The organism is Streptomyces sp. NPDC026515, assembly GCF_055567595.1.
This window is the reverse complement of sequence record NZ_JBVHQD010000029.1, coordinates 1-22,899: the sequence shown is the minus strand read 5'-3', so window position 1 is coordinate 22,899 and position 22,899 is coordinate 1. Positions and strand designations below refer to the sequence as shown.

Sequence of the window (22,899 nt, the reverse complement as noted above, 5' to 3'; positions counted from 1 at the left end):
AAGGACGCCGGGAGTGGGGACGAAGGGCGTGTTCCTCACAGAGAGGACGTCGACGAGCGGGAGCTGGGCTAAAGTGCCGCTTCGGCGCCTTCGATGAGGGATTTGACCTCCGCGTATTCAGAGTTGTTGAACAGTTTTCGGAGAGCAAGGTCCAACTTTGGGTAGTCGGCCAGAAATCCCGGCCATGTACGCTCGTCCGCCATTGCCTGATCTATCATCGAAATGAGTGTGGTTCTATCGATCGTCCGGTGCGTCTGCGACGCTTCGGTCAGCGACCAGAGCTTTCGGAAGACGCTGTGTCTTTCGGTTATTGCCTGGGATCCGGCGAAGTCGTCCTGAGTCGCCAGGAAGAATTCGTGGTAGTTGTCGCTCGAAAGCAATTGTTCCCCTGGGCGCGGGAAACGGTGGAGTGCAGGATCCTGGGCTCTGGATGGATCCACGACAACGACTCGCACCTTCCGAGGGATTCCGCCGGAGGTCCATCTCTCTGGATTTCTGGAATGGCCGTAGCTGATGTCATTCAGCACCTCTTGCGCACTGCCCGTGTATACCTTGTGCTGTTTCTCTGTGACGCCGAGGGCTGACAGCCACTGGCTCTGCAGGAGTGGACCTCGACCCAATTGGGGGTCGAGCACATATTGTTCGATGTATCCGCCCGGTATTTCCGCGTATACGAGTGGCGCTATGCGTTCGTCCACTTCGACGATGCTGGGGAATTCGGTCGTCGCCTTTTCGTCGTCGACCGACAGGAAATGCAGTGGATGGTCTCCTCGTGCGACGGCGATCCTGCTGGCTGCCACGCCCGCGCGCTCCAATTCCGCTGACCACAGATGGATGCGAATATCGTCGTACTCTGCCGGGAAGCCGGAGATTCGGAATTCTTCGCCCGACTGGTGGCCAAAATGAAGATCTCGGAGTTTTTCGTACAGTGGTCGCAATTGCGCCATGGGAATTGCATTGGCAGATGGGCAGTCGAAGAGGCTGTCGATGCGCTGGTAATGTTCTGTAAACGCGGAACGGGTCATATTCCAGAGATCTCGTCCGAAGCGTTGCTCGCCCGCGAGTAGAACGGCTCGGATCACATGCCTGGAGCGATGCATGTGTTCGAGAAGGCCGAAGACTCCGTCAACGGGAGTCGCAGGGTCTTGAAGGCGGTCCTGAGCCCAGCTGTGCAGTCGTTCGGCCAGTTCCTGTACAAGAGGGTGTGCGACCAGGTCGGCCTGGTTCCTCACCCCCGTGTGGAAATCGCGCATTTCTGTCTTGTTCTGCTGGAACAGAATCTCGCGGAGCAGGTCGTCTTTGAGGTAGTGAGTGATCTTTTGCGAGGCGACGGCCCTGTCCAGCGCTTGCCCCATCGTAAGATTTGAGGCTTCCTGGAAACTCTCCAGGAATCTGAGGGAGCTTCCCTGAGTGGCGGTGGCTGCGTGGCGCACCAGGAGAGTGAAGAGCCGGTGTGGCCGGGCTTGATTTTCGAGCTCGTGGAAGAAGGCGGAGGCGTACCGTTCATCGGTTTGCGGCGCGGGGATTCTGTATGTTCCATCGGGGTGGTAATCGCCATCACTCCGCGAGTGGATCTGGATCTGCTGCACACCCGCCTCGGATTGTGATTCGGGCAGTTCGAACGGGGATGACAGAAACTTCGCCTCTGGTCGGACGAGTCGTGACACCATGTGCCAAAGGGCCTGCGGATCATCCTCGTTCTGCATGTCTCTCAGGAAATCACCGCCGATGCGGTGTGCCTCTGCCATGACGTGGAGTACCAAACCCTCCTTCGCTTCCTTTCCCGAGAAGACCACCTGCGCGACGTCGTATGTGCGGATAGGTGTTCCGCTCTCGGGATACGTGACGGTCCAGCGATTACGAGATCGGGAAATATAACGCGAGGTGCGCACTGTCTTCCCATTCCACTTCAATTCCTTCATGGCCGTCCTGTGCAACGGATCATATCCGTCGAAGAGGGACATCCAGCCGTGATGGCGCTGCATATTTTCGAACGTCAATTCGGCGACCACCTGACCGAACCGTGAATCTGGATGCTGCCCCGGAGGGATCTTCAACTGCGCTCTGGCGTACACCCAGTCATCGTTGGCCAGTTGGTAAACGTCCCCTTCGGTGCTATAGCCGACCAGATGATCCTTCTTTTTGCGGCTCAATTCGGCCAGCGAAGATATGCGGCCGTCGTTCCAGATCGCCTCGAGTGCGTCTGTCGCATGCAGCAGGGTGACGTCCAACGCGAAAAGCCTCCTGTGCAGCGCGGCATTGAGAGGATCTTGCAGTAGCTCCTTCGTCTCTTCACGCAGGGAGGCAATATTCTGTTGCGATCGCCCCTCGATGTAACCAATGCGCCCCTTGCGGCTCTGACCTGCGAGTGTGGGATCGCTCAGGTGCCAGTAGCGGCCATGAGTGAGGCGTTCATAAGCGGCCTCGCGCCGAAAGGCACGAACAACGGAGGTGAGCTGACGCAACTGGGTGACGCTGACAGGCTGCTTGAGCGCCTCTGACGCCGGCCGGCCGGCGACGGTCCATTGCTCGACGAAGTTGGCCCAGTTGCGTGAGGCGGCGACCACCGGTACGTAGTTGTGGCGCAGCCTCTCGATGCCACCGAGATCAGCGGCGTTCGAGATGTGGCCGTCCAGCGAGGCTGCCACTGTGTCTGCCATGGCGCGCAGATCGGATATCTGGTCAGTCACGTCGATCGGGTTGGGTGGGTTCTCCATGAGCGTGTTCAGGTCCTGGTGCAACTGCTGCCCCAGAACGTCGACCTCGGCGCCGGTCCAGCGCACGAGCTCTGCGTCCGGTTCTGGCGTGGCACGGGCTGCCGTATCGAGGTCCACCGCGTACTCGCGGACCTTTTGGGCCAGATCGAAGGCACTGCTCCGGGACAACATGATGACCAGGTGTTCCAGCTGGGACTGCGACAAGTGGTCGGTACGGACATGAGTGTCGGAATACTTCCTGCTAAACAGCGGGAGAGTGAGCCACTCGTGCCAGGCCGGGCCGGTCAGATACGAAGGGGCGTCCACGGATGTCCACCCCTCCGGTGTGTGCGCTGTGAACTGCAGGTATAGAGGACGGACCTGCGACCGCGCGGTCGCGGTCGAGGCGGAAGCCGTGGTGGTCTGGCCGGTTCGGTCGGCGCCGCCGGACAGTCCCGGTGTCCTTGAGTCGAACAGGTCGTGCGGGAACAGGCCGGAACTGAGGCCGAGCCGGTTGAGCCCGTCGGCGTTCTCGTGATCACGCCAGTCGCGGAGCGCTGAGCGCAATGACGTCGTGAAACGAGAGTCCGCTTCGGCCTGGTGCTCACCGGGCGGCATCTGGGATGCCGTCCGTGGCTGCTTGCCGTTCAGGCCGGGTGTGTTGAACCTCCGGTTCTCTTGGAGGGCGGCGGCCACAGCCACTCTGGCCACCGTGCGAGGATCATGGCCTTCGCTGTCGAGAGACATGCGCAGGCGTCCGTCCAGGAAGGGGCCAAGCAGGCCGTCGGCGTAGCCCATCAGGCCCCCCACCTCGCTCTCCGGGAGCCACAGGACTTCGGCGAGCCGACTCAGGACGACGTCTCCGTCCGTCAGGCGAATCGCCCACAACGCGTCCTCGACCGCCGTCTCCAGGTCCGCCTGTCTCGGCAGCCGCTCGCCGTCCGTTGCGGCCTGCTGACGACCTGTCAGCCCCTTCTCCGGTGCGACGCCCGCGAGGCGCTCCGCGAGGCGGCGTGCCTTGTTGCGGGCAACGATTTCGTCGATGCTCACGTCCTGCGCCGTGACGGCGTGACGGAACGCCTTACGGGCCTGCTGGAGGTTGTCGGGTGTCCGTACCTTGTAGATCTCGGGGTTGCGGAGGGTTCCGGGGATGTGCTGCACCGTGACGATCCTTGGTCCGTCTCCGTCTCCGTCTCCGTCTCCGTCTCCGGAACTTGAACGGGTCGGACGGCCGACGAGTGGCTGCCTGTCGGGGATGTTCCCCCGGACGGCGGCCGCTGCGGGTTCCCCTGTGGTGTTCTCGAACGGGCGGAGACGTCCGGTGGTGTCCTGCACCAGGCCCGGGATGCCGAGAAGGTTGTCGATCCCGGGAAACGCGTCGCCCGGAGTGAACGTGCTTCCGAAGACGTCCAGCACGCGATCGGGGCCCGGGTGCGTGCCCACATGGGAACTGCCCACCACGGCGACATATCGATGGTTCGGCCTGGCTGCCTGGTCCGCGCGTATGAGCCCGGCCGCGTAGGTGTTCAGCATGGCCGCGCGGTGGAAGTCCGCTCCGTTCCGATCGTGCGCGAGGGCCGTTCGGCGCGGCGTCCTGGCGGGCCGGCCGTCCACACCGACGACACGTACGTCGTGCCGGCGGGCGGCTTCGAGCACTGCGCGCAGTCCGTTGTTCTCGTTGTTCCTGTCATGCAGACGGACGTAGATGTCGAGTCGGCCAGGCAAGCGCGCGGTGTGGTCGCCCAGGTACGCGTCCAGGTCGGCTTGATAGCTGTCTCCACGGACGCTGTCCAGATAGATCGTGTCCAGATGGAGTCGTTCCATGTTCCCGGCGAGGAAGGCCCATGTCGGCGTCGCCGCGTGGTTCCCGCCGATCGCCACGCCGTTGTAGGACTCCAGCAGTTGCCCGACGGCCTGCACGCCGTCGTCGCCGGAGCCGAGGGTCGCCCGGACATGCGCCGCACGTGTGGCTTCCCGCAGCTCCGGCCGGGAGTCGGCGTACTCCGTCAACGCGCGACGTGCCGCCCGGCCGAGCGTCTGGTCCCGCACGTCCTGGAGGTCCCAATAGCCGCGTGTCTCCGGATCGCGCCGCCCCAGTTGCTCCAGTACCTCGGCGCTCCCCAGGGGGGTGCCGATCACCTGCCGTCCCACTCGCGCGAGGCTCCGGAAGAGCAACTGGTCGGTCTCGGCGAGTGTCTGGGGGTCGAGCGCGGTCTGCACGCGTTCCCTCTGCGCGGCCGTGCGCGTCGCCTGGGGAAGTTCCCGCCATTGCGCATCCGTCAGCCGATGGACGGCCCGGGTGTCCTGGTAGCTCCAGCGGGGGCCACGGAGCCTGACGGCGGGGAGCTGGGCCGGGTGGGCGTAAAACGTCTCGTTTCGCTCGATCTCGCCCAGGGCCCGGGCCGCTGCCGCCGGCAAGATGCTCGCGTCCCGTTCGTGGGTTGGAGCCGCGGCCGGCTCCGGGTGGTCGCCGTGCGGTGCGGCCGGACCTGTGTGGTCCCCGTGCGGTGCGGCAGGGGTGGCGTCGGTGTGGCTGAGGGCGGCGGCGGGCGGGCGAGAGGGCCGGTCGTCGCCACTTGGCTGAGGGTCGTCCGTTCTCGGGGTGCGGGCAGATGGCGAGCCCAGTTCCGCGGCGGCCGCCTCGGGCTGGCCGCGCCGCAACTGCGCCTCGGCAGCCAGCCGCACGGCAAGATCCCTGTCCATCACCGGGACGTCCCCCGAAGCCGTCTGCGTCGACTGCTCGCTGTGCTCCAGGCGACTCAGCGCCTCGGTCAGCTCTCTGGCGGAGAAGGGTGTGAGGAGATCCTCCGCCAGCGCCCGAGCTTCCTCCACCCGCGCTCTCAGGCCGGAGCGGTCCAGCTCACGAAGCGCGGGCTGCTTGCCCGAACTCTTCGAGCCGGGCGGAAGGGGCTGCGGATCCTGTTCGGTGGCGGGCCGAAACGCCTCCGCAATGTCGGCGTCACCGGCCCGACGATCTTGGCCTCTACGCTCGGAGTCGTGCACAGCCTTGGTCGGTCGTGGGGGTGTGGCGGAGTCGTCCGTGGCGGTCCGCAGCAGAGGGTGGGGTGTGGACCCCGAAGGCCCTGCAGGGGAGGGGCGTTCGGCATCGGACAGGGCGCCCGCAGGAGCTTCGGCGGCGCTCCAGTACAGGACGTGGCCCCGGACGATGGCGGGAGTGCCGTGGAGACCGTCGTCGTCCCGGTGGCGCAACGTGAACATGACGGGCTGGCGTCGCAGGTCCGCACCTGTGATCTTCGCCTTGCCGGGTTCGGAGATGTTCAGGTTCGCCGGGAGCGCGGCGGTGGGTGTGTCTCGGCTCGGTGCGCCGGGAGTCAGGGTGACCGGGTTCGAGGGGTCGAAGGACAGCTCTTCGGAGTTGAAATGCCGGGTGTTGATCGGAACGGAGACCAGAGGTTTGCCGAACATGAGGGACAGGTTCGGTGTGAGATCCCATCTGCGGGAGCGGAGTGTGTGGGTGCTGGACACGCCCGTGACGGCCGTGGTGATCTCGTCCTGTGCGGCCGCGCGGTGGCCTATCGTCTCCGCCGCATTGGTGGCATGCAGGGACACGTCGACCGACGTGCCGGGAATCCGGTAACGCGCTTCGGGGCCCGCGTTCTGGAGCTGGTGGAACAGCGTGGACAGCGATTGCGCGGAGAACGCTTGGCGGAGTGCGAGCTGCTGGCGCAGGTCGAGAACCTTCTCGCTGTTCAGCGCGTCGAATCTCCCGGTCAGCCGGGCGTCGGCCGAGAAGCTACGGATGAATCGTTCCACGGGGGCGGTGATCGCATCGGGTCTGGGCACACGGGCCGGCCACCAGGTGCCTCGGGCGACGCCGTTGAGCGCGGCGGGCGAGTGCTGTTCCCCGAGACCGCGGAGTCCGGGGCTCCCCCGTCGGCTGTTCGCCTGAATCTCCACGGCCTGGGCGAGTAGCTCGTTGGTGTTGTCGAAGCCGACCAGGTGGTGAGCGTGGCGGAGCGATGTCTGCCATTCGGGTGTCGTCTTGCCGGGGGATTGGCCCCTTTCGGCGTCCGGCAGGCGCCGATCGGGGTCGCGGGGATCGGATGGCGGTATCTCCGGGTACAGCCGGGGGGTTCCGGTCTCGACGAGTGACTCCGGTACCCAGGCGGACGCTTCGACGGAGACGCCGCCCTGGCTCGGCGGCTCCGGCAGATTCCTGAAGCGGCCGTAGTCGGTGCGTTGCGTGACGACGACGTCGAGGTTGATCGTATTGGTGAAGAGATAGCTCGCGTCACCGAAGCCCGTGGTCTTGTTGCCCACGCTCGTGCCGACGCCGGCCTTGACGCCGACCTCCCGGCTGCGTTCGGCGGTGAAGGTTCCACCGGCCCAGAAGGAGTTGAACATTTCACTGTGCGGATTGACCGCGGCGCGGGCGCCGACCTCGATCGACCCCTGGAGTACGCGCTTGGTCTCGTCCGTGACCTTTTCCTCGCGTCTCGACTCGCTGGTCAACGGGCGGTCCGAGCGATGACCCTCGCTCCGCCAGGAAGAACCGTCGGCGCTCCTGCGAACGAGTACCTCGGTGATGACATGTCCGAGTTGGGTGGTCAGCACGGACCGCTCCACGATGCCGGGTCCGGCGATGTCGTCGAAGCGGGCCGAGATGCTCTCGGCCGAGAAGGCGTTGGCGAACGGCAGCGCCCTGACCGGAACCGGGTCGGTGGGATCGCCCCCCAACTGGCGGTGGATGTCACGCAGGATGGGGTCCGTGTCGAGAATGCTCACCACGGTGCCGCCTGTGATGCCCCGGTCGAGCAGAGTGGCCTGGAGCTGCTCGGGCGCGCCGTCCGGACGGGCGTCGGCGATGCTGCGGACCACGTCCTGGTCGCTCAGCAGGACGAGCACTTTGTACGTTTGCGGGATCGGCGGGCCGATGTGCGGCGTCCCGTCCGCGTCGGTGACGCGTCCGACGACATCGACGTCCACCGTCGCCTCGTACACGTGCCCTGTTCCCGTGTGAGTCACCGTGCGGGTGGTGGACGTCTCGTGGGTGAGCATGTCGTTCGACTCGCCGTGATGGCCCAGTTTCCCCTTGGCGTTAGCCTTCTCCTGATGGTTCGTGATCACCGCCCCCGCGGGGGTCGACGGGTTGTGGGAGCCCTCCAGGCTCAGGTGGCCGTTGACCCAGTGGGACCTTTGGTCACCGGCGGTGGTGGAGGTGGTCGACCGGACTTTCAGCTGCTGGGTGACGTCGTTGTAGGTCTGCCGGAACGTCCAGTCGCGAAATGGCCCGGTGCGGACGGCCACCCCGACCGTTTTGCGGTTGCGCCCTGTGCCGATGTGCTGGTCCAGGGTGTTCATCCAGCCGGAGTGCGAGGCGGAGATCAGGCCGCGGAGCTGGGTCTCGCCGGTCAGCGCGCGGGCGGCCTCGCCCAGGTCGGGGGTCTCGCGAGCGAGCGCCCGGTCCCCGTTGCTGGGACCGAACGCGGTGTAGGCGTGTTCCAGGGCGCCTTGGACCTGCTCCCGGAATTCGTCGGCGTCGGCGACATGGGTGATCGCGTGCATCGAAGGCAGCCGGTCGAACCGCGGGGGCGGTGGGGCCGGCAGGATGTCGGGGCGCCGCACCTCGACTCGTAGCCGAGCGTTGTTCTCCGGTCGGACCGGTGCTCCCTCATGCGTGGACGGCCCGCCCTCCGGGGGCCTGCTGCCCTTCTCGTGCAGGGTGATCGAGAAGTGGTGCGTCACCGGATAGCCGAACGTGTCCGCGGTTCCGCGCTGTACGAACCCGCGGGCCACCTGCGTTTCCGTGTCGGCGAGGTCCACGCCGACCGGCGCGAACGCCGCGGCACCGCCGATTGCCGGAGTGAGCCGCGCGGTGTCCGGCGGATTGAGGGCACGGCGAAGCGAACCGTTGGCGGTGACCTCGTGCTTTCGCTCATAGAGCAGCTTGTGCTGGTTGGTGACGTTGAGAGTGATGGTGCTCTCGGCCGTGGACCGCGCGGCGCCCTCGTGGCGCCCCTGCTCGAGCTCCGTCCACACCCTCACCGTGGCTGTACGGCCGTTCGGAGTGTCGAGGCCGAAGCTGTAGGTCCGGTCGAGGAGCCGGCGGGCGTTGCCGAGGAGGTGCGACGCCGAGAGATGGTCCCGGAACGTCCGCTCGTTCTCGAGGACCAGCGGAGTGCTCCGAACGCGGTTCGGATGATCGGTGAGCAGCGGCAGGGTGCCTCGGGCCACACGGCGCAGTTCCGCGGCGACGCGCTCCTCCAGTTCTCGCGCGCCGGGGAAGTCGACGACGGTCGCACGGTGCGAGGCCAGCAGCACACCCGGGTTCCGGGGGGCGGCGGGCGGGTCGGACACGTCGGTGTCCGCCGGCCGGGCGCTGCCCTCCGGCGCATCGGTGGCGTGGTTGTCCAGGCTGTCCCGGTCCGTGTGGCGAGAGCTGGGTGAGAGGGCCACGGGCGCGCGCTCTCGGAGGCCGAGGACACGGCCGCGCAAGGTGGAGAGCGGGGTCCTTTCGTCGCGGGTCCTGTGATTGTCGTTGACAACCGTGCGGGTGATTCCGTGCAGGCCGTCGGCGTCCAGGGAGTCGTTCTGGCGCAGCACCTCGATCTCGAAGCTCACATCAGTGCTGAGCAGGTCGCTCGTACCGGTGTGCGCGACGCTGGACTCCAGGGTGAAACCCTGATTGCTCCACTGTTCGTAGAGCCGGGTGGGGCTGTAGGAGTAGCCGAGGCTGAAGGTCGGCCAGCTCGACTCCATGTCCGGCGCGGCCGCTTGCCAGGCGTTGTACGACACGGCGCCCGAAGCGCCGACTTTCCAACTGTGGAACTTCAGCCGGCCGGTGCCGTTCTCGCTGTTCGTCCTGGTGCCGTGAGTCTGCTTCTCGGCGAGGACGCCCTGATGGCTGGGGGAGTCCTGTCTCACGGTGAGGCGCAGCCAGACGTGTCCCCCGTTGGAGAGATTGAGTTTGGGAGAGACCAGCCCTCCGTCCATGGCCTGGTCGTAGTGGGCGAGGACGTTCTTGGGACTCAGGAAGTCACGGATGGCCTGGTGGGCGGTGCCGGAGAGCGAGCGCTCCCGGGGCAGTTCGCCGAACACCTCGTCGAGGACCTCGTCGAGCCGGGTGATTTCGATGGGGCGGATCCTGGCAGGGCTGTCGGTCGGGGCCGTCGGAGTGTCGTCGACGCGGGCGATCTCCGCAGTGACTTCGGCTGTGACGGGGTGGGCGTGTTCCGGCCGCGTGGGGAGAGGGTGTCCGCTCGGACCCAGGACGACTGCGTCGTACTCGAAGGTCGAGACGTACCGCCGGGTCGGGCCGGTGAACACGGTCGTCGTGGTCCCCTCGGAGGCGGCCTTCAACGACGTACTGGTGAGGTGGGCGTATCCGCCCATGCGTGCGGACACCGTGATCAGGCCTATCGGACTGTCGCTCGAGCTCGGATTGATCACTGTGGCCTCGTGGTCCATGAAGCGACTGGCCACGGTGCTCACCGTGAGGGTCTGCTTGTCAGGAGCCGCGACCTTGGCTGTAGCGGCTCGTTCGAACCCGCTCCCGTCGGTCGCGACCGGCGCCGTGTCCGACGGGCGCCACCCCTGTGGACGGGCCGTGAGCCTCACCTCGTACTTGGTGGAGCCGGCCTGCAAGGGGAAGGTCCAGCCTCCGTTGACCATCTGGTCGTGTTGTGCGCGGAACGTCGCGGGGTCCAGTGCCGCGTCCAACGCCATGGTCACCTGCCGATGTCCCCGCACATTCGCGGGCAGGGCGGCCAGCACGCGTGGACGCAGGACCTCGGGACCCGGCGCATCGATGATCTTGGCACCGAACAGCGAGTGCCGGGGGTCCGCCAGCGGACGCTGCTGCCCGCCGACCGGAGGCTCGGTCGGCACCACGGGAGCCGGTGAGAGCGGACCGGTGGGCTCGGTGTCGTGCTGCAGAGGGTGGGGGGCGATGGAGCCGTCGTCGTAGGTGCGGGGACCGGTCTGCGGTTCCGGGTGCGGGACGATGGAGCCGTCGTCGGAGTCGGAGGTGCGAGGGCCGGCCTCTGGTTCCGGACGCGGGGCGTATTCTCCGTGGCCCGATTCGCTGTCGAGGACAGGCGGTTCGTGCCCCGCGACGGGCGAGTCCGTTCCGACACGCGGCGGAGCGGGGTGGGGTTCCGGGGCGGTGGCCTCGGTCGAATCCTGTGTGGTCCTCCGCTCCGGGAACGACATCGGCGGTGGTTCATAGCTCCGGGGCTGCTGCTCGATGGCGGACAGGATGGGCTGACGGTCCGACAGAGAGTGCTCCGTCGACCGGTCCTGCGAGGAGAGGTCTCGCCGTTCAAGGGGAGCCGCTTCACTCTCGCGCAATGCCGGGTCGTCGGCCGGAGGCTGCGGCCGCGATGCACCGGAACGCTCCTGGGAGGGTCCGGCCTGCGGGGACAGATGTGTATCCGGAAGCACCCCCTTGGACCGTTCCTCCCACTCGGCGCGTCGCTCGGCGTAGTCGATGGTCGGGACGTCCGTGGGCGGGGAGCTCGTCGGGTTCGCAGATGTGGCCTGGCGGTCCGCCCATGCATGCAGCAGCCGATTGACGGTGCCGGGGGCCGGCATTGCCACGTCCTCAGGGATTGGGATGCGCGGCGGCGTCTCCTGTCCGGACGGAGTCCGCGTGTCAGGTGCGGGGTCCGGTTCGGGAGACGGTGTCCGCGTGCGAGCGGGAGACGGGGGCGCCGGCACGTCGGTGTCCTCGGACGCCGGTGTCTGCGGTCGGGGAGAGCCCGGTGCGTCTTCGGGAGCGGCGGGGGAGGGTGCCTCCGGAGGACTGATGCTGTCTGTGCGGGATCCGCCGGACTTCGCCGCGGGGGCGGCAGCGGACGAAGGCCCGGCCTCCGCCTGAGAGGAAGGACCGCCCTGATCAGGGGTGGTTTCGTCGGGTCCGTCTGGGGGGCGGCTGGCTCCGCCGCGCAGGTGGGTGGGTTGGCCTTCGAGGAGGAGTTCGGCGGTTCTGCGGGCGACGGTGATGGTGTTGCGCTGGTTGTCGAGGGTTGGTTCCGCGAGGCGGGCGACTTCGGTGATGGCGTTGCCGAGTTCGCGGGTGTAGGTGAATCCGTCGCGTCTGATGATGTCGGCGGTTTTTTCGATGGCGTCGGCGATGGGGCTGCCGTAGGTGGTGCGTGCTGTGGCGGCTGCGGTGTGGAGGGTGGTGCTGAGTTTGGTGGGGTCGGTGTGGGGTGTGCTGAGTCGTCCGAGGAGTTCGTTGTAGGTGGTGAGGGCGATGAAGGTGTCGCGGGTGGGGTCGGTGGACGGGTGCCGGGTGGGTGGGGTGGGGGGTGTGTCGGTCGGGTGGAAATGTGTTGTGAGGCCGGGCAGACCGTCGCCGTCGCTGGTGAGGTGGCTGTCGGTGGGGTGGTGGGCGGGGGCCGGGGTTTCTGCGCCGTCGGTGGGTGTGCTGTTTGTGGTCGTGGTGGTGCGGGTGGGTTGTGGGCCGCTGGTGGTGCGGACCTGGGGGTGTGGGGTGGTGCGGTTGGTGTCGGTGTGTGGTGTGGTTTCGGGGCCTGTTGTGGTGGCCGGTGCGCCGGTGGGTGGTGCGGTGGGGGTGTGGTGCAGGACGCTGTCGAAGTCGGTTTGGGTGACGGTGACGGGGTGGGTTTCCAGGGAGGTGCCGGGCCAGCCTTCGTGGGCGGTGATCTGGTGGGTGGTGGCCGGGATGGTGGCGCGGACGGTGTCGTCGTAGTCGGTTTGTGTGGTGGTGACGGGCCGGGTGCGCAGTGAGGCGCCGGGCCAGTCGTGTGCGGGTGTGGTGGTGCGGCCGGCTGTGGTGGTGCGGGTGGCTGGTGTGGTGGTGGTGTGGTTGCGGGTGGTGTTGAGTTCGTTGCTGGTGCTGGCCTGTGCGCCTGCGGTGGTCGCGCGGACGATGCTGTTCTTCAGCCCGGACAGGCCGAGAGTGTTCTTCTGTGCCATCTGCGGGGACAGGCCTGCCTGCGTGCCCGACCGTCCTGCGGCTGTGGTGCCGGTGTGTGAGCTTCCGGCACCCCTCCCGCTGGTGCCGGCCCGGCCGCTGCTCCCAGCCGTACTCCGGCCGCTGCCGCGGCCGGTGGAGGCAGTGCCCGCCCCGGACGTGCCGGACGCCCCGGACGTCCCCGAACTCCCCGAGGTCGCGCCCGCGGTGTCGTCGAAGTCGTCGAAGTCGTCGAGTGCGGCGAGCAGGCCGACGGTGTCGTCGCCGGGCGTGCGCAGGCGGGCGATGCGGACATGGATGCTGTTGGCGAGGTTGCCCTGCCGTCCCAGGCGGAACTTGCTGCCGCCCTCCAGCGCGCCGATGAACCCGGAGGTCAGCGAGGAGCCGAACGCGGAGGTGTCCCCGCCCCAGATCCCGTAGGAGATACCCTCGGTCACCCCGCCGGTGACCGCGCCCAAAATCAGTTTGCCCCACAGCGAATGCGCGAACGCCGGCTTCAGGATCCCCGCCAGACCGAAGGTCAGGCCGCCCACCGCACCGCCGAGCGCACCCGACGCGAACGCCTGCCAGGTCGCGTCCGCGTCCCACGAGTGACGGTGCCCGGCCATGAACTGGCCCACCTGCACCAGCACATCACCGGCCACGTTCAACCCGGCACCGATGCCCACCGACATCACCAGCCGCTTCAACAACTCCTTGATGATCACCCGGGCGCCCGTGATCGCCGCGGGGATCTCCTCCGGCGCCCAGAACAGGAAATGCAGGATCTGCAAGCCCAGCAGGATCACCTGAAAGATGATCATCGCTTTCGTGTACTCGACCTTCAGGCCCGTCGAGTCCGCCAGCTCCGCCAGCTGCGACGCCGCGTCCGCCAGCCCCGGAACCAGCGACTCCAACCGCCCCACGAAACCACGGAACTCCTCGGCGATGTCACCCCCCACACTCGCCAGCACCGCACCGCCCGCGGCACCCAGCCCCTGCCCCAGCCCCGCCAGCTCCAACGCCCCCGCCGCATACGCCGCACCCAACCGCGCCAGCGCCGACTCCGACCCCTTCGGCCACTCCTGACCCACCGCCAGATTCGCCACCCACGCAAACCCATCCGGAATCCGCAGATCACCCACAAAGCACCCCGTGCATCAAACCCGACCGACGGCAGCCCCTGACCCACTCATCGAATCCGGCTCTGTTCGTCTTCGTCGCGGTCAGCGCTGAATCTGGCATGACGCAGACCATCGAGCAGCCGCACCGCTCAAGGTCCTCCCCCTCACCAGGAAATCCAGCCGAAAACAGCAGACACTTCGGCTCCGACCCTAAACACCAGACGCGAATGAGCCTGCCGCGCGCCGCCAACGCTGCCCCTGTGGGCACAGATCGGCGACCTAACAGGCCGCACGAGGGCGTGGAGGAGGGCCGGCAAGAGGGCGACTGCCGCGGCGAGGTAGGGGCCGTGCGTGCCTGCACCAGGACGTGGGCCGTGGTGCCGTCTGCGGGAACCCGGTCTGCGGGCGGGGTCTGCTCGCATGCGCCGAGCCCGGTGACCTGACCGTCGACGATCTTGCCATTTCGTGCGGGAGCACCTGCGCCGCGCGGACGGGACACTCGCGTCATCCACTCCACCACGGACGACCCCGCCGTTCCCGCGCCCGCGAGCACGCACCGCCGACCAGCGGCCCGCGCCGGCGGCGCCCCAGAACGAGGCAGGTGTGAATCGGGAGCGGGACCTGGGATTCGACGGCCACTCGAACTCTCAGCGGACCGAGCCGAGTTGCTGCGGACCGGCCGGCCTTGACGGATCAAGGAGCCGTCGTGGTGGCGACGCCGGCGGACGGGTGGAGCCGCGAGTCCCTGCTGCACGTAGTCCGTCGACAACCGGCTGATCGACTGGCAAGCGTGGTCGCAGTTGACCGTTTCGGGTCGGCGGTGAATTCTCCACATCGCGCAGGAGGGGATTCCGGGCTACGCCGGAGCACCTGCGCGGCTGCCGGTCACCGGTAGGGACGTCATGCTCCTACTCACGAAGCGGGCGTCGGCGACCCCAGAGCTCTCGGCCGCGCGGATCGTGGCCAACGGCCACCTCAGGACTGCACCACCAGAGCAGCGTTCGCATCGGGGGCCTACCCCAGCGGGACACGTTCCGGCGGGGTCCGTCACGGACTGGGGTGGACCTCGGCGCGAGTGGCGCCAGAACATGTGGTGTCCGGGAAGAGAAGCTTCTCGGACCCTTCGGGCCGCTCCGCTGAACCCGCGTTCTGAGTTCCGTTGAGAATTCCGGGGGCTGTGCCAGCCAAAAGGGCGGGGAGGGAAAATGTTCGACATACTGATCATCATTTGGCCGGACTGGTGACCTCGGCGAGCCTGTCCTGATCGTTGGGGCCGGGGTCCGCTGGTACAGGCGCGGTTCCCATCGCCATGTCCAACGGGCCTCGGCGCCAAGTTCCTTGAAGGTGCCTGGTGCCCTCATTTTGGAGCTCGCGGCACGGTCAGGGTCCTCGATTTCATGCGGCCTGGACCGTGGCGGCCAACCGGCAGGCGGCAGCTCCTTCCGGCGGCAGGCGGCAGCTCCTTCCGGGACGGGAGAAGCTGCCGCTGCGGTATCAGTGAGCTGTCGGGTGTCCGCAGTGCCGAGGTGTCCGGAAGCCGCCGCCGACGTCACCGTGCGGCGATGAAGCGTCAGATGCCGGGCACGGGCGGTGCGAAGACGTCCTCCCATCTCGCCGAGCAGCGCCGCCAGGGCTGCCGGGGCCGAGTGGGTGAAGAGGTCGCGCAGACTCACGTGTTGCTTGAAACTTGCCTTGAGGTGTCCCAGGAGTCGGAGATACGTGAGGGAGTCGCCGCCGACGGAGAAGAAGTCCGTGTGAAGGGTGATGGCAGGCGAGCCCAGGACGTCTCGATAGATCTCAAGGATATCCGCGGGCGGAGCGGTGTAGCCGGGCAGGTCGAGTCAAAGGCCTGCTGGTCCCCATCAGGCCGAGAGGTCATGTGGCCGTGATCAGCGAGGCCAGCCACGTGGGACGCCACACGGTGGCCGCCGCGATCGCGGCGGCGTGGGAGCAGGCAGCTCTGCGTCGGCACGGCCCGGTCTCGCCCGAGGTGGAGCACTGGATCGAGGTACGCGCTGCCCTCGCCCTGGAGGAAGGTGACCCGGCCCGCGCGTGCCCGCTGTGGATGCAGGGCGCCACGGTCAGGCTGACCTCGGGCCAGCCGGATGCCCATCCTGACGTCGCCGCGGCTGTTGACCGCGCTCACTACGGCTGGCACCACGTCGCCGACCCCGTGCGAGCACGCGAGCTGGGCACCCAACTGGCAGCGCTGCGGGACCGGGTCTCCTGATCGAGCGGTGCCCGCTAAGACATGCAACGGCACCTGGCGAAGCTGCCGACCGGCCCGGCTCCCCTCACAGCCCGCTGAGCGACTGCCGCCGCCGGCCAGGTCCTGCGGGCAGGACGTGGCGGATAGTTCTGCCGCTTGTGGGCACACCGGCTGAGTTCCAACAGCAACTGACCAGGTCATACCCGCTGTCACTCGTCGCATGAAACCGGGTCTCCACTTCCGAGGATCAGCCTCGGTGTCCCTTCACCCCTTCAGCCGCACCGGCAACTTCTGCACGCTGTTCCCCACGAACGATGCGTGGCGCGGCAGTTCTGACTCTGCGACCGCGAGGTCCAGGGCCGGGAAGCGGGTGAAGAGCTGTTCCAGGGCCGTGGCGCTCTCTAGACGGGCCAGGGGTGCGCCCATGCAGTAATGCGGACCGTGTCCCAGGGAGAGGTGGCGGGTCTTGCCGGTGCGGGTGATGTCGAAGCGTGCCGCGTCCGGGCCGTGGGCCCGCGTGTCGCGGCCGGCCGCCGAGTACCCGGCAAGGACCGGGGTGCCTTGGGGGATCACGGTGCCGTCCAGGGCCAGATCGCGGGTCGGGTAGCGGAACGGGAAGTAGCTGACCGGGCTGTCCCAGCGCAGGGTCTCCTCCACCACGTCCGTCCAGCTCGCGCCGCCGGAGAGAACCAGATCGAGCTGGTCTCGATGGGCACACAGCGCGCGTACGGCGTTGGTGATGAGATTCAGCGTCGTCTCGTGCCCCGCGATGATGGTCAGCATCAGCGTGCCGATCAGCTCGTGCGGGCTGAACCGGTCGCCGTTTTTTTCACGGGCAGCGATCATCGCGCTGGTGAGGTCGTTCCCCGGACAGGCCGTTCGAGCAGCCGCGACCGTGCTCAGCACCTCCACCATCTCCCGGTTGGCCGCCATGGCCTCTGCCGGGTCGATGTCCGTGGCCACGATCTGGTTGGAGAGGTGGTGCAACCGGTCGTGGTGGGCCTCGTCCACGCCCAGCAGTTCACAGATGACACCCATCGGCAGCGGCAGCGCGAAGTGGGTACGCAGATCGACGACGCCGCCCTCGGTCGCGGACGCTTCCAGGTCGTTCAGCAGACGGGATGTCAGCTCAACAAGGCGGGGCCGGAGTTCCTCGACCCGGCGAGCCGTGAACGCCTTGCTCATCAGCGAACGCAGCCGCCGGTGGTCGGCCCCGTCCGCGGTCGTCATCCCCTGCACCGTTGCGAACGTCTTCAGCGGCCAGCCATCGGCTATCTTCCCGGCCTGGAGCGCGGTGAAGTGCCCTGCGTTCTTGGCGACGTCAGGGTGCGCGAGGAACTCCTTCAGAGCGTCGTGGCCCAGCACCGCCATCCCCTGCACCTCGCCCGGCAGGACCACCGGGGTGACCGCCCCTCGGGCTAGCAGTCGGGCGTTGGCCGCATGGGGGCAGCCTCCCCCCGGGTCCAGGCGGTACGCCCGGTCGGCCGCGGGGTTCACCGGTGTTGCTTTCAACAGGGCTCCAGGTCCTCGGAGGGGCGGAGGGACAAGCCGCGGCAGCGCGGAATCCGAACGGGGCGGGGCGGCCGGGCCTGCGGCTGTTGACCGCGTTCGGGTGTGCTCAGGCGGCGGTGGGGGCCGCGGCTGTACGAGGGGACGCCGGCCCTTGCGGCAACTGCGGCGAGGTGAAGCGCACGGGCAGCGTGCCCAGTCCCTTGCTCCAGGGCGACTTGATCCACTCCAATTCGCCTGCTGGGACCGCTAGTTCCAGGTCAGGCAGCCGGTGGCGGATCGTGTCGACCGCGGTCCGCGTGATGAGCCGGGCCGGGTCCTGGGCGGGACAGGTGTGCGGGCCCGCGCCGAACGCCACATGGGAGCGGTTGCCGACCACCGGGGTGCCGTCGGCCGGTAGGACCTCCGGATCCGCGTTGGCCGCGGCCAGACCCAGGATCAGCATGTCTCCCGCCCGGATGTCCTGGCCGCCGAACCTCATGTCGCGGGTGGCGTAGCGGGCCGGGAAGTTCTGGGTGGGAGGGTAGCGCCACAGGACCAGGTCGAGCGCGTCGTCCACGCTGAGGTGGCCGCCGCTCAGCGAGGAGCGCAGCAAAGGGTCGCAGAGCAGGATGCGCAGCGCCGTGGCGATCCAGTTCACCGTGGTCTGGTTGCCTGCGACGAACATCACCACCAGGTTGTGCAGCACCTCCTCGTCGGTGAGCCGCGCCGGGTGATGCAGCAGTGCCGAGACGATGTCGTCGCCCTTCACCCGCCGCTTCTCCTCGATCAGCCCCTGCAGGATCGCGCCCGTCCTGCGGCTGGCGTCCCCCGCGCCGCTCTTGGCGGACACGAGGCCCGCCACTGCCTTGACCAGTTCCCGGCCGGTCGGGTCGTCCACCCCGAGCAGCCCGGTGAGCACCCGCATCGGCAGGGTGCGCGCGTACGCCGCGACGAGATCGGCCTCGCCGTGCGCCGCGAATCCGGCGATCAGCGCCTCGGCGGTGGCCCGGACGCTGCGGCGCAGCTCGTGCCCGTTGATCCCGGCCAGCGCGTCGGAGACGGCGTTGCGCATCCTGCGGTGCTGCTGCCCGTCCAGGAAGAGAAGCGCGGGGCGCCAGCCGACTATCGGAAGGATGGACGAGTCGGCCGGCACCCGGCCTTCGCGTAGTTGGCTCCACCGGCGCGGGTCATGTGAGAAGTTCTGTTCCTCGCGGGTGAGTTGGAGCAGTTCGCGATGGCCCAGGACCAGCCAGGCGTCGATGCCGGGAGCGATGGACACCGGCGCCACTGGGCCGTGTGTGCCGCGCAGTTCCTCGTACAGCGCAGGCATCGTGTTGCCGTCGAGGCCGGGCCCGTACAGGGCGGCTGCCGCGTCGGGGGCATCGGTCACCGGGCAGCGTGCGGCCGGTCCGGCTGTGGGCTGCGGCGTGCTCATGAGGACTCCGTGGCAACGTGGATGAGGTGGCGGACTAGGGCTATCAGCGCTCGGATGGACGAGGCCCGATCCCGTGCGTCGCAGGTCACCAGCGGGGTGTCGGGCAGCAGATCGAGGGCAGTACGGATGCCGTCGGCGTCGTGTCGAGGCCCGCCTGGGAAGACGTTGACGGCGACAGCGAAGGGCAGGGCCAGGTCCTCCAGATTGCCCAGCGCGTCGAAGGAAGCCGTCAGGTCCCGGGCGTCCACCAGCGCGAGCGCGCCGAGCGCCCCCTTGGCCAGGTCCTGCCAGGCTGGCAGGAACCGCTGCTGGCCCGGCGTACCGAACAGGTACAGGACCAGGTCGCCGTCGATGGTCAGCCGGCCGAAGTCCAGGGCGACCGTGGTGGTCTTCTTGGCGCCGTCCACATCCGGGTCGACCCGGGCGCCGGCCTGGGTCATCGACGCTTCCGTGGAGAGCGGTTCGATCTCCGACACCGTACCGATCAGCGTCGTTTTGCCCACTCCCAGCGGGCCGACGATCAGGATCTTCGCCGCGCCCGACACGTTCGAGTCGAGGTACTTCCCGCCGGGCGGCGGAGCGGCCTCGGCCAGGGTGTCAGAGGGAGCTTTCGAGACCACTGAGCACCTTTCTGAGTATGGTCACATCGGCGCGCTGGGCTGGCGGGATGGGTGGGCGGGTCACGATCAGCCCCCACCGGAAGAGATCGGACAGCAGCACCTGCGCGACCGAAGGCGGCTGGCCGAGATGAGCGGCCACCTCCGCGACGGAGACGAGTCCCTCGCAGTGCGCCAGGATGGCGCGGTGCTCCGGCTGAAGGGCGGCGGGGAACACAGCCTCCGCCGCCATCACCAAGGATTCCCAGGCCAGCGGCTCGCCCTCGCACTCCGCGCGGCCGTGCGTGATGACATACGGCCGGATCGCCGAGGCTCTCGGTACCTCGGGGGGCTCCGTCATGACTTCGCGGCGGCCGCGTCCCGGGGCAGGCTGCTCAGGTGCGCGCCGATCTTCGCCACCAGCAACTGCATCTGCTGGGCCACCAGGCCCACGTCAGCGTCCAGATCGGTGGCGACCCCCAGGTCCGCGCCCACTCCGGCATGGGTGAACAGCACAAACCCCTGGTCCGTCTCCAGCATCAGTTGACGGGCTCCCGCACCCGGCCCGAACAGCAGTGCGCTGGTGGACCGACCCGTCATGGTCATCGCCGCGCAGGCCGCCGAGAGCGACTCCGCATCGGCGACGCTCAGGCAGGCCACCGGACCCGAGAGGTTCTCGGCGGAGGCGTGCCCGAGACGCAACCCGTCCTCCGACACCACCACGGCGTGCCGGACGCCGGGAATCTCGGTGAGCGGGCGGAGCATCCACCCCAGATCGGGGAGTCGAGTGATGGTTCCGGTCACGGTCGGCCTCCGGAGTGCTCGTGCGGGATGCTGGGCAGGGACGGTCCGCTGTACTGGGGCGTCGCCTGTTCGGTGCCGCCGTCCGCGTCGACGGCGGCACGGCCGCGCAGCGTCCCGGACACCACACTGGTGATCGAGGCGCGTGCCGCCTCCGGCGTCCAGGGTTCGGCGGCGGGCGCGGGAACGGGCGGCGTGCCGGGCGCCGAGTTCCGTGCGGCGGCCGCGGACCGGGCGGCACCACGCCGGCTGCGCCGCTGGGGCAGACCGGCCGTCGTCGGGGCGGGCGCGCCGGCTGCCTCGGGCGCGTCGTCGGTGTGCCCGGCCGGTTCGGGCGCGTCGTTGCTGTGCCCCGCCGGACGGCGCTGTGCGGCGGGTCTCGGCAGCGGTTCGGTCAACAGCCGGAACGGCACGAACATCACCGCCCGCGTGCCCCCGTACGCCGAAGCTCCACCCAGCTCCACGTTGAAGCCCAGCTCCCGGCTCCAACGCCCGACACACGCCAGGCCGAGCCGGGGCACCGCACCCAGGGAGGTCAGGTCCAGGTCGTCGCGGAGCTGCCCCAGGGCCTGCTGCAAGACGTCCGACGGCATCCCGAGACCGGCGTCGTCGATTTCGACGACCGCACCGGCACCCACCTCCCGCACGTTGACCACGACGGGGGAGCTGGACGGTGAGAACACCGTGGCGTTCTCCAGCAGTTCGGCGACGGAGTGCATCAGCCCCTCCACCGCCGGGGGCACCACGTAAAGGGTCTGTCCGCCGTGCAACTCGATCCGCCCGAACTCCACGATCCGGGACTGGGCGCCCCGTACGCAATCGTAGAGCGAGACGGGTCGGGTCTCCCGACGGGCGGGCCAGATTCCGCACATCACCAGAAGCGTCTGCGCCTTGCGGGTCATCTGGGAGGCCGCGTGGTCGGCCTTCATCACCTCCGCCATCAGGCGGGGGTCCTCAATGGAGCGCTCCACATCATCCAGGACCTGCTGCTGCATGGTCGCCATCACGTGCATGGTGCGCGCCACGGATTCGAAGGCAGCCTGCACCGAGTCGCGCAGAGCACGCTCGCGGTGCACGGCCGCGTCCGAGCCGAGCTCCATGACGACCGAGTCCAGCGCCCGGGCGAACTCCTCGCCGGTCTCATCCGGCGACGCCACTGGCCCCGGCACATCCTCCGCTCTCCGTCCGGTGCGCAGTTGCTCGGCGATGGCCGGGAGGCGTACCGCGGCCAGATGTGCCACCTCGGCGCCCCGGGCGGTGGCGACCGCGGTCTCTCGGGCACGGTGTGCGCGTTCGGCGGACAGTCGCCGGGTGAGGATCAGTAAGCGGGCGATGAGCAGGACGACGGCTGCGGCACAGGCTTCCGCGAGAGTCCGGTGCCATGCGGCGTCCGCTGTGCCGACGGCCCACGCCACGCCGGCGGTGGTCAGCAGTGCGACGGCCCATCTGGCGACGGAGGCGCTCGCACCAGGGTCGCGTGTTGGCTTCCTTACCGGTCGACTCACCTCAGTGGTCCCGACCTGACGGCCCTGCACACACTGGTGTCAGCCACGAGAAGCGAAACCTTTCACCGCACATCGAACCCCCGCTTGGGGGTTGGGAGGATGCAGAGCGTAGACGAACCGGTTGCAATTATTTAGGCATCGATCTTTTTCGGCCAGGGCGTGGATCCGGAAATGGCGTTGTTCGCATGCCAGATATGCAGTGGTCGCGATGACGACGGCGCACCTGTGGAGCCCGGCGATACGACGTTATGACACGATGAGAGGGTCTAGCGGGCAGTTCGGATACCCATTGAGGCAGAGGTGCTCATGAGGGGACTATTTGGCCATGATCCAAAGCGGGCGAATGGTCTCCACGGCAGCGACCGATGTGTCAGTGGCTCTCACATCGCTACCCGTTGAGGCTCGTGAGGCTCGTGAGGCGCAAGATGAAGCGGCGATGCGGCAGATGCAGCTGTACCGCTGGGGGACACTGATTCCTAATGCGGTCTGTCAAGCCGCTTGGGCAGTGGGTGGTACGGACTCATAGGGCCGTCTGTCTCGTAGGAGGGCCCAGAGGACGTTGACTCGGCGGCGGGCCAGGGCCAGGACGGCCTGGACGTGACGCTTGCCTTCGGCGCGCTTGCGTTCGTAAAACCGGCGGGAGTCCTCGCAGTGACGGATGCTGAACAACGCGGAGAAGACGCGTTGGAGCCGGCGGTTGTAGCGGCGCGGCCGGCGAAGGTTACCGCTGATCTTGCCGGAGTCGCGGGGCACCGGGGCGACGCCGCGGAAGCCCGCAAGGCGGTCTGCGGTGCCGAAGAGGCTCACGTCGCCGCCGGTCGCGGCCAGGAACTCGGCACCGAGGATGACACCCAGGCCGGGCAGGCTGGTGATCACTTCGAAGTCCCGATGTTCGCGAAACCGGGCGTCGATCGCCTTGTCCACGTCGGCGATCTGCTGGTTGAGGGCCATCACCTCCGTCGCCAGGGTGTGCACGAGCTGGGCGGTCAGTTTCTCTCCGGGCAGGCTGGTGTACTGGCAGCCAGCAGTTTCGACGGCTGTCTCGGCGAGCCGGTCAGCGCGAAGGGCCCTGCGATTGCGCAGCCAGGTTTCCAGCCGCTTGACGCCAATCCGGCGAATGGCGGCTGGGGTCTGGTAGCCGGTCAGCAGCACGAGCGGACCG

At 68.1% G+C, this 22,899-nt stretch carries 10 protein-coding genes; 1 reads left to right on the top strand and 9 read right to left on the bottom strand.

The window, feature by feature from the left end:
- Window positions 1-68: 68 nt before the first annotated feature.
- Window positions 69-13,685, bottom strand: a complete 13,617-nt coding sequence (locus ACZ4O3_RS39535; RefSeq protein ID WP_467727048.1) for a WXG100-like domain-containing protein — start codon at window positions 13,683-13,685, stop codon at window positions 69-71.
- A gap of 923 nt (window positions 13,686-14,608) precedes the next feature.
- On the bottom strand, window positions 14,609-15,496 hold the full coding sequence (locus ACZ4O3_RS39530; RefSeq protein ID WP_467727142.1) for an acyl carrier protein: 888 nt from the start codon (window positions 15,494-15,496) through the stop codon (window positions 14,609-14,611).
- Window positions 15,497-15,585: 89 nt separating this feature from the next.
- Here ACZ4O3_RS39530 and ACZ4O3_RS39525 point away from each other — a divergent pair, with 89 nt between their 5' ends.
- A complete protein-coding gene (locus ACZ4O3_RS39525) occupies window positions 15,586-15,930 on the top strand; it encodes a hypothetical protein (RefSeq protein ID WP_467727046.1) in 345 nt (114 codons plus the stop codon).
- Window positions 15,931-16,173: 243 nt separating this feature from the next.
- Here ACZ4O3_RS39525 and ACZ4O3_RS39520 read toward each other — a convergent pair whose 3' ends face one another.
- The 7 genes from ACZ4O3_RS39520 to ACZ4O3_RS39490 all read right to left on the bottom strand — a co-directional run.
- Window positions 16,174-17,376 (bottom strand): cytochrome P450 family protein, encoded by a 1,203-nt coding sequence (locus tag ACZ4O3_RS39520; protein WP_467727140.1) that lies wholly within the window; start codon window positions 17,374-17,376, stop codon window positions 16,174-16,176.
- A gap of 151 nt (window positions 17,377-17,527) precedes the next feature.
- Window positions 17,528-18,835: a cytochrome P450 gene (locus ACZ4O3_RS39515; RefSeq protein ID WP_467727044.1), complete on the bottom strand. Its 1,308-nt coding sequence runs from the start codon at window positions 18,833-18,835 to the stop codon at window positions 17,528-17,530.
- Complete coding sequence (locus tag ACZ4O3_RS39510; protein ID WP_467727138.1) at window positions 18,832-19,380, bottom strand: GTP-binding protein; 549 nt, start codon at window positions 19,378-19,380, stop codon at window positions 18,832-18,834. The genes ACZ4O3_RS39515 and ACZ4O3_RS39510 overlap by 4 nt, the downstream gene beginning before the upstream one ends.
- Before the next feature lie 52 nt (window positions 19,381-19,432).
- Complete coding sequence (locus ACZ4O3_RS39505; protein ID WP_467727042.1) at window positions 19,433-19,792, bottom strand: DUF742 domain-containing protein; 360 nt, start codon at window positions 19,790-19,792, stop codon at window positions 19,433-19,435.
- A complete protein-coding gene (locus ACZ4O3_RS39500) occupies window positions 19,789-20,235 on the bottom strand; it encodes a roadblock/LC7 domain-containing protein (RefSeq protein WP_467727040.1) in 447 nt (148 codons plus the stop codon). Before ACZ4O3_RS39500 ends, ACZ4O3_RS39505 begins: the two co-directional genes overlap by 4 nt.
- Window positions 20,232-21,737, bottom strand: a complete 1,506-nt coding sequence (locus ACZ4O3_RS39495; RefSeq protein WP_467727038.1) for an ATP-binding protein — start codon at window positions 21,735-21,737, stop codon at window positions 20,232-20,234. Before ACZ4O3_RS39495 ends, ACZ4O3_RS39500 begins: the two co-directional genes overlap by 4 nt.
- Window positions 21,738-22,226: 489 nt before the next feature.
- Window positions 22,227-22,899, bottom strand: a 673-nt coding sequence (locus ACZ4O3_RS39490) for a transposase (RefSeq protein WP_467727036.1), incomplete at its 5' end; no start/stop codon positions are given.

Bases quoted from the DNA above. Each gene is read 5' to 3' on its own strand.
- ACZ4O3_RS39505 (WP_467727042.1), bottom strand. From the start codon at position 19,792: ATGACGGAGCCCCCCGAGGTACCGAGAGCCTCGGCGATCCGGCCGTAT.
- ACZ4O3_RS39515 (WP_467727044.1), bottom strand. From the start codon at position 18,835: ATGAGCACGCCGCAGCCCACAGCCGGACCGGCCGCACGCTGCCCGGTG.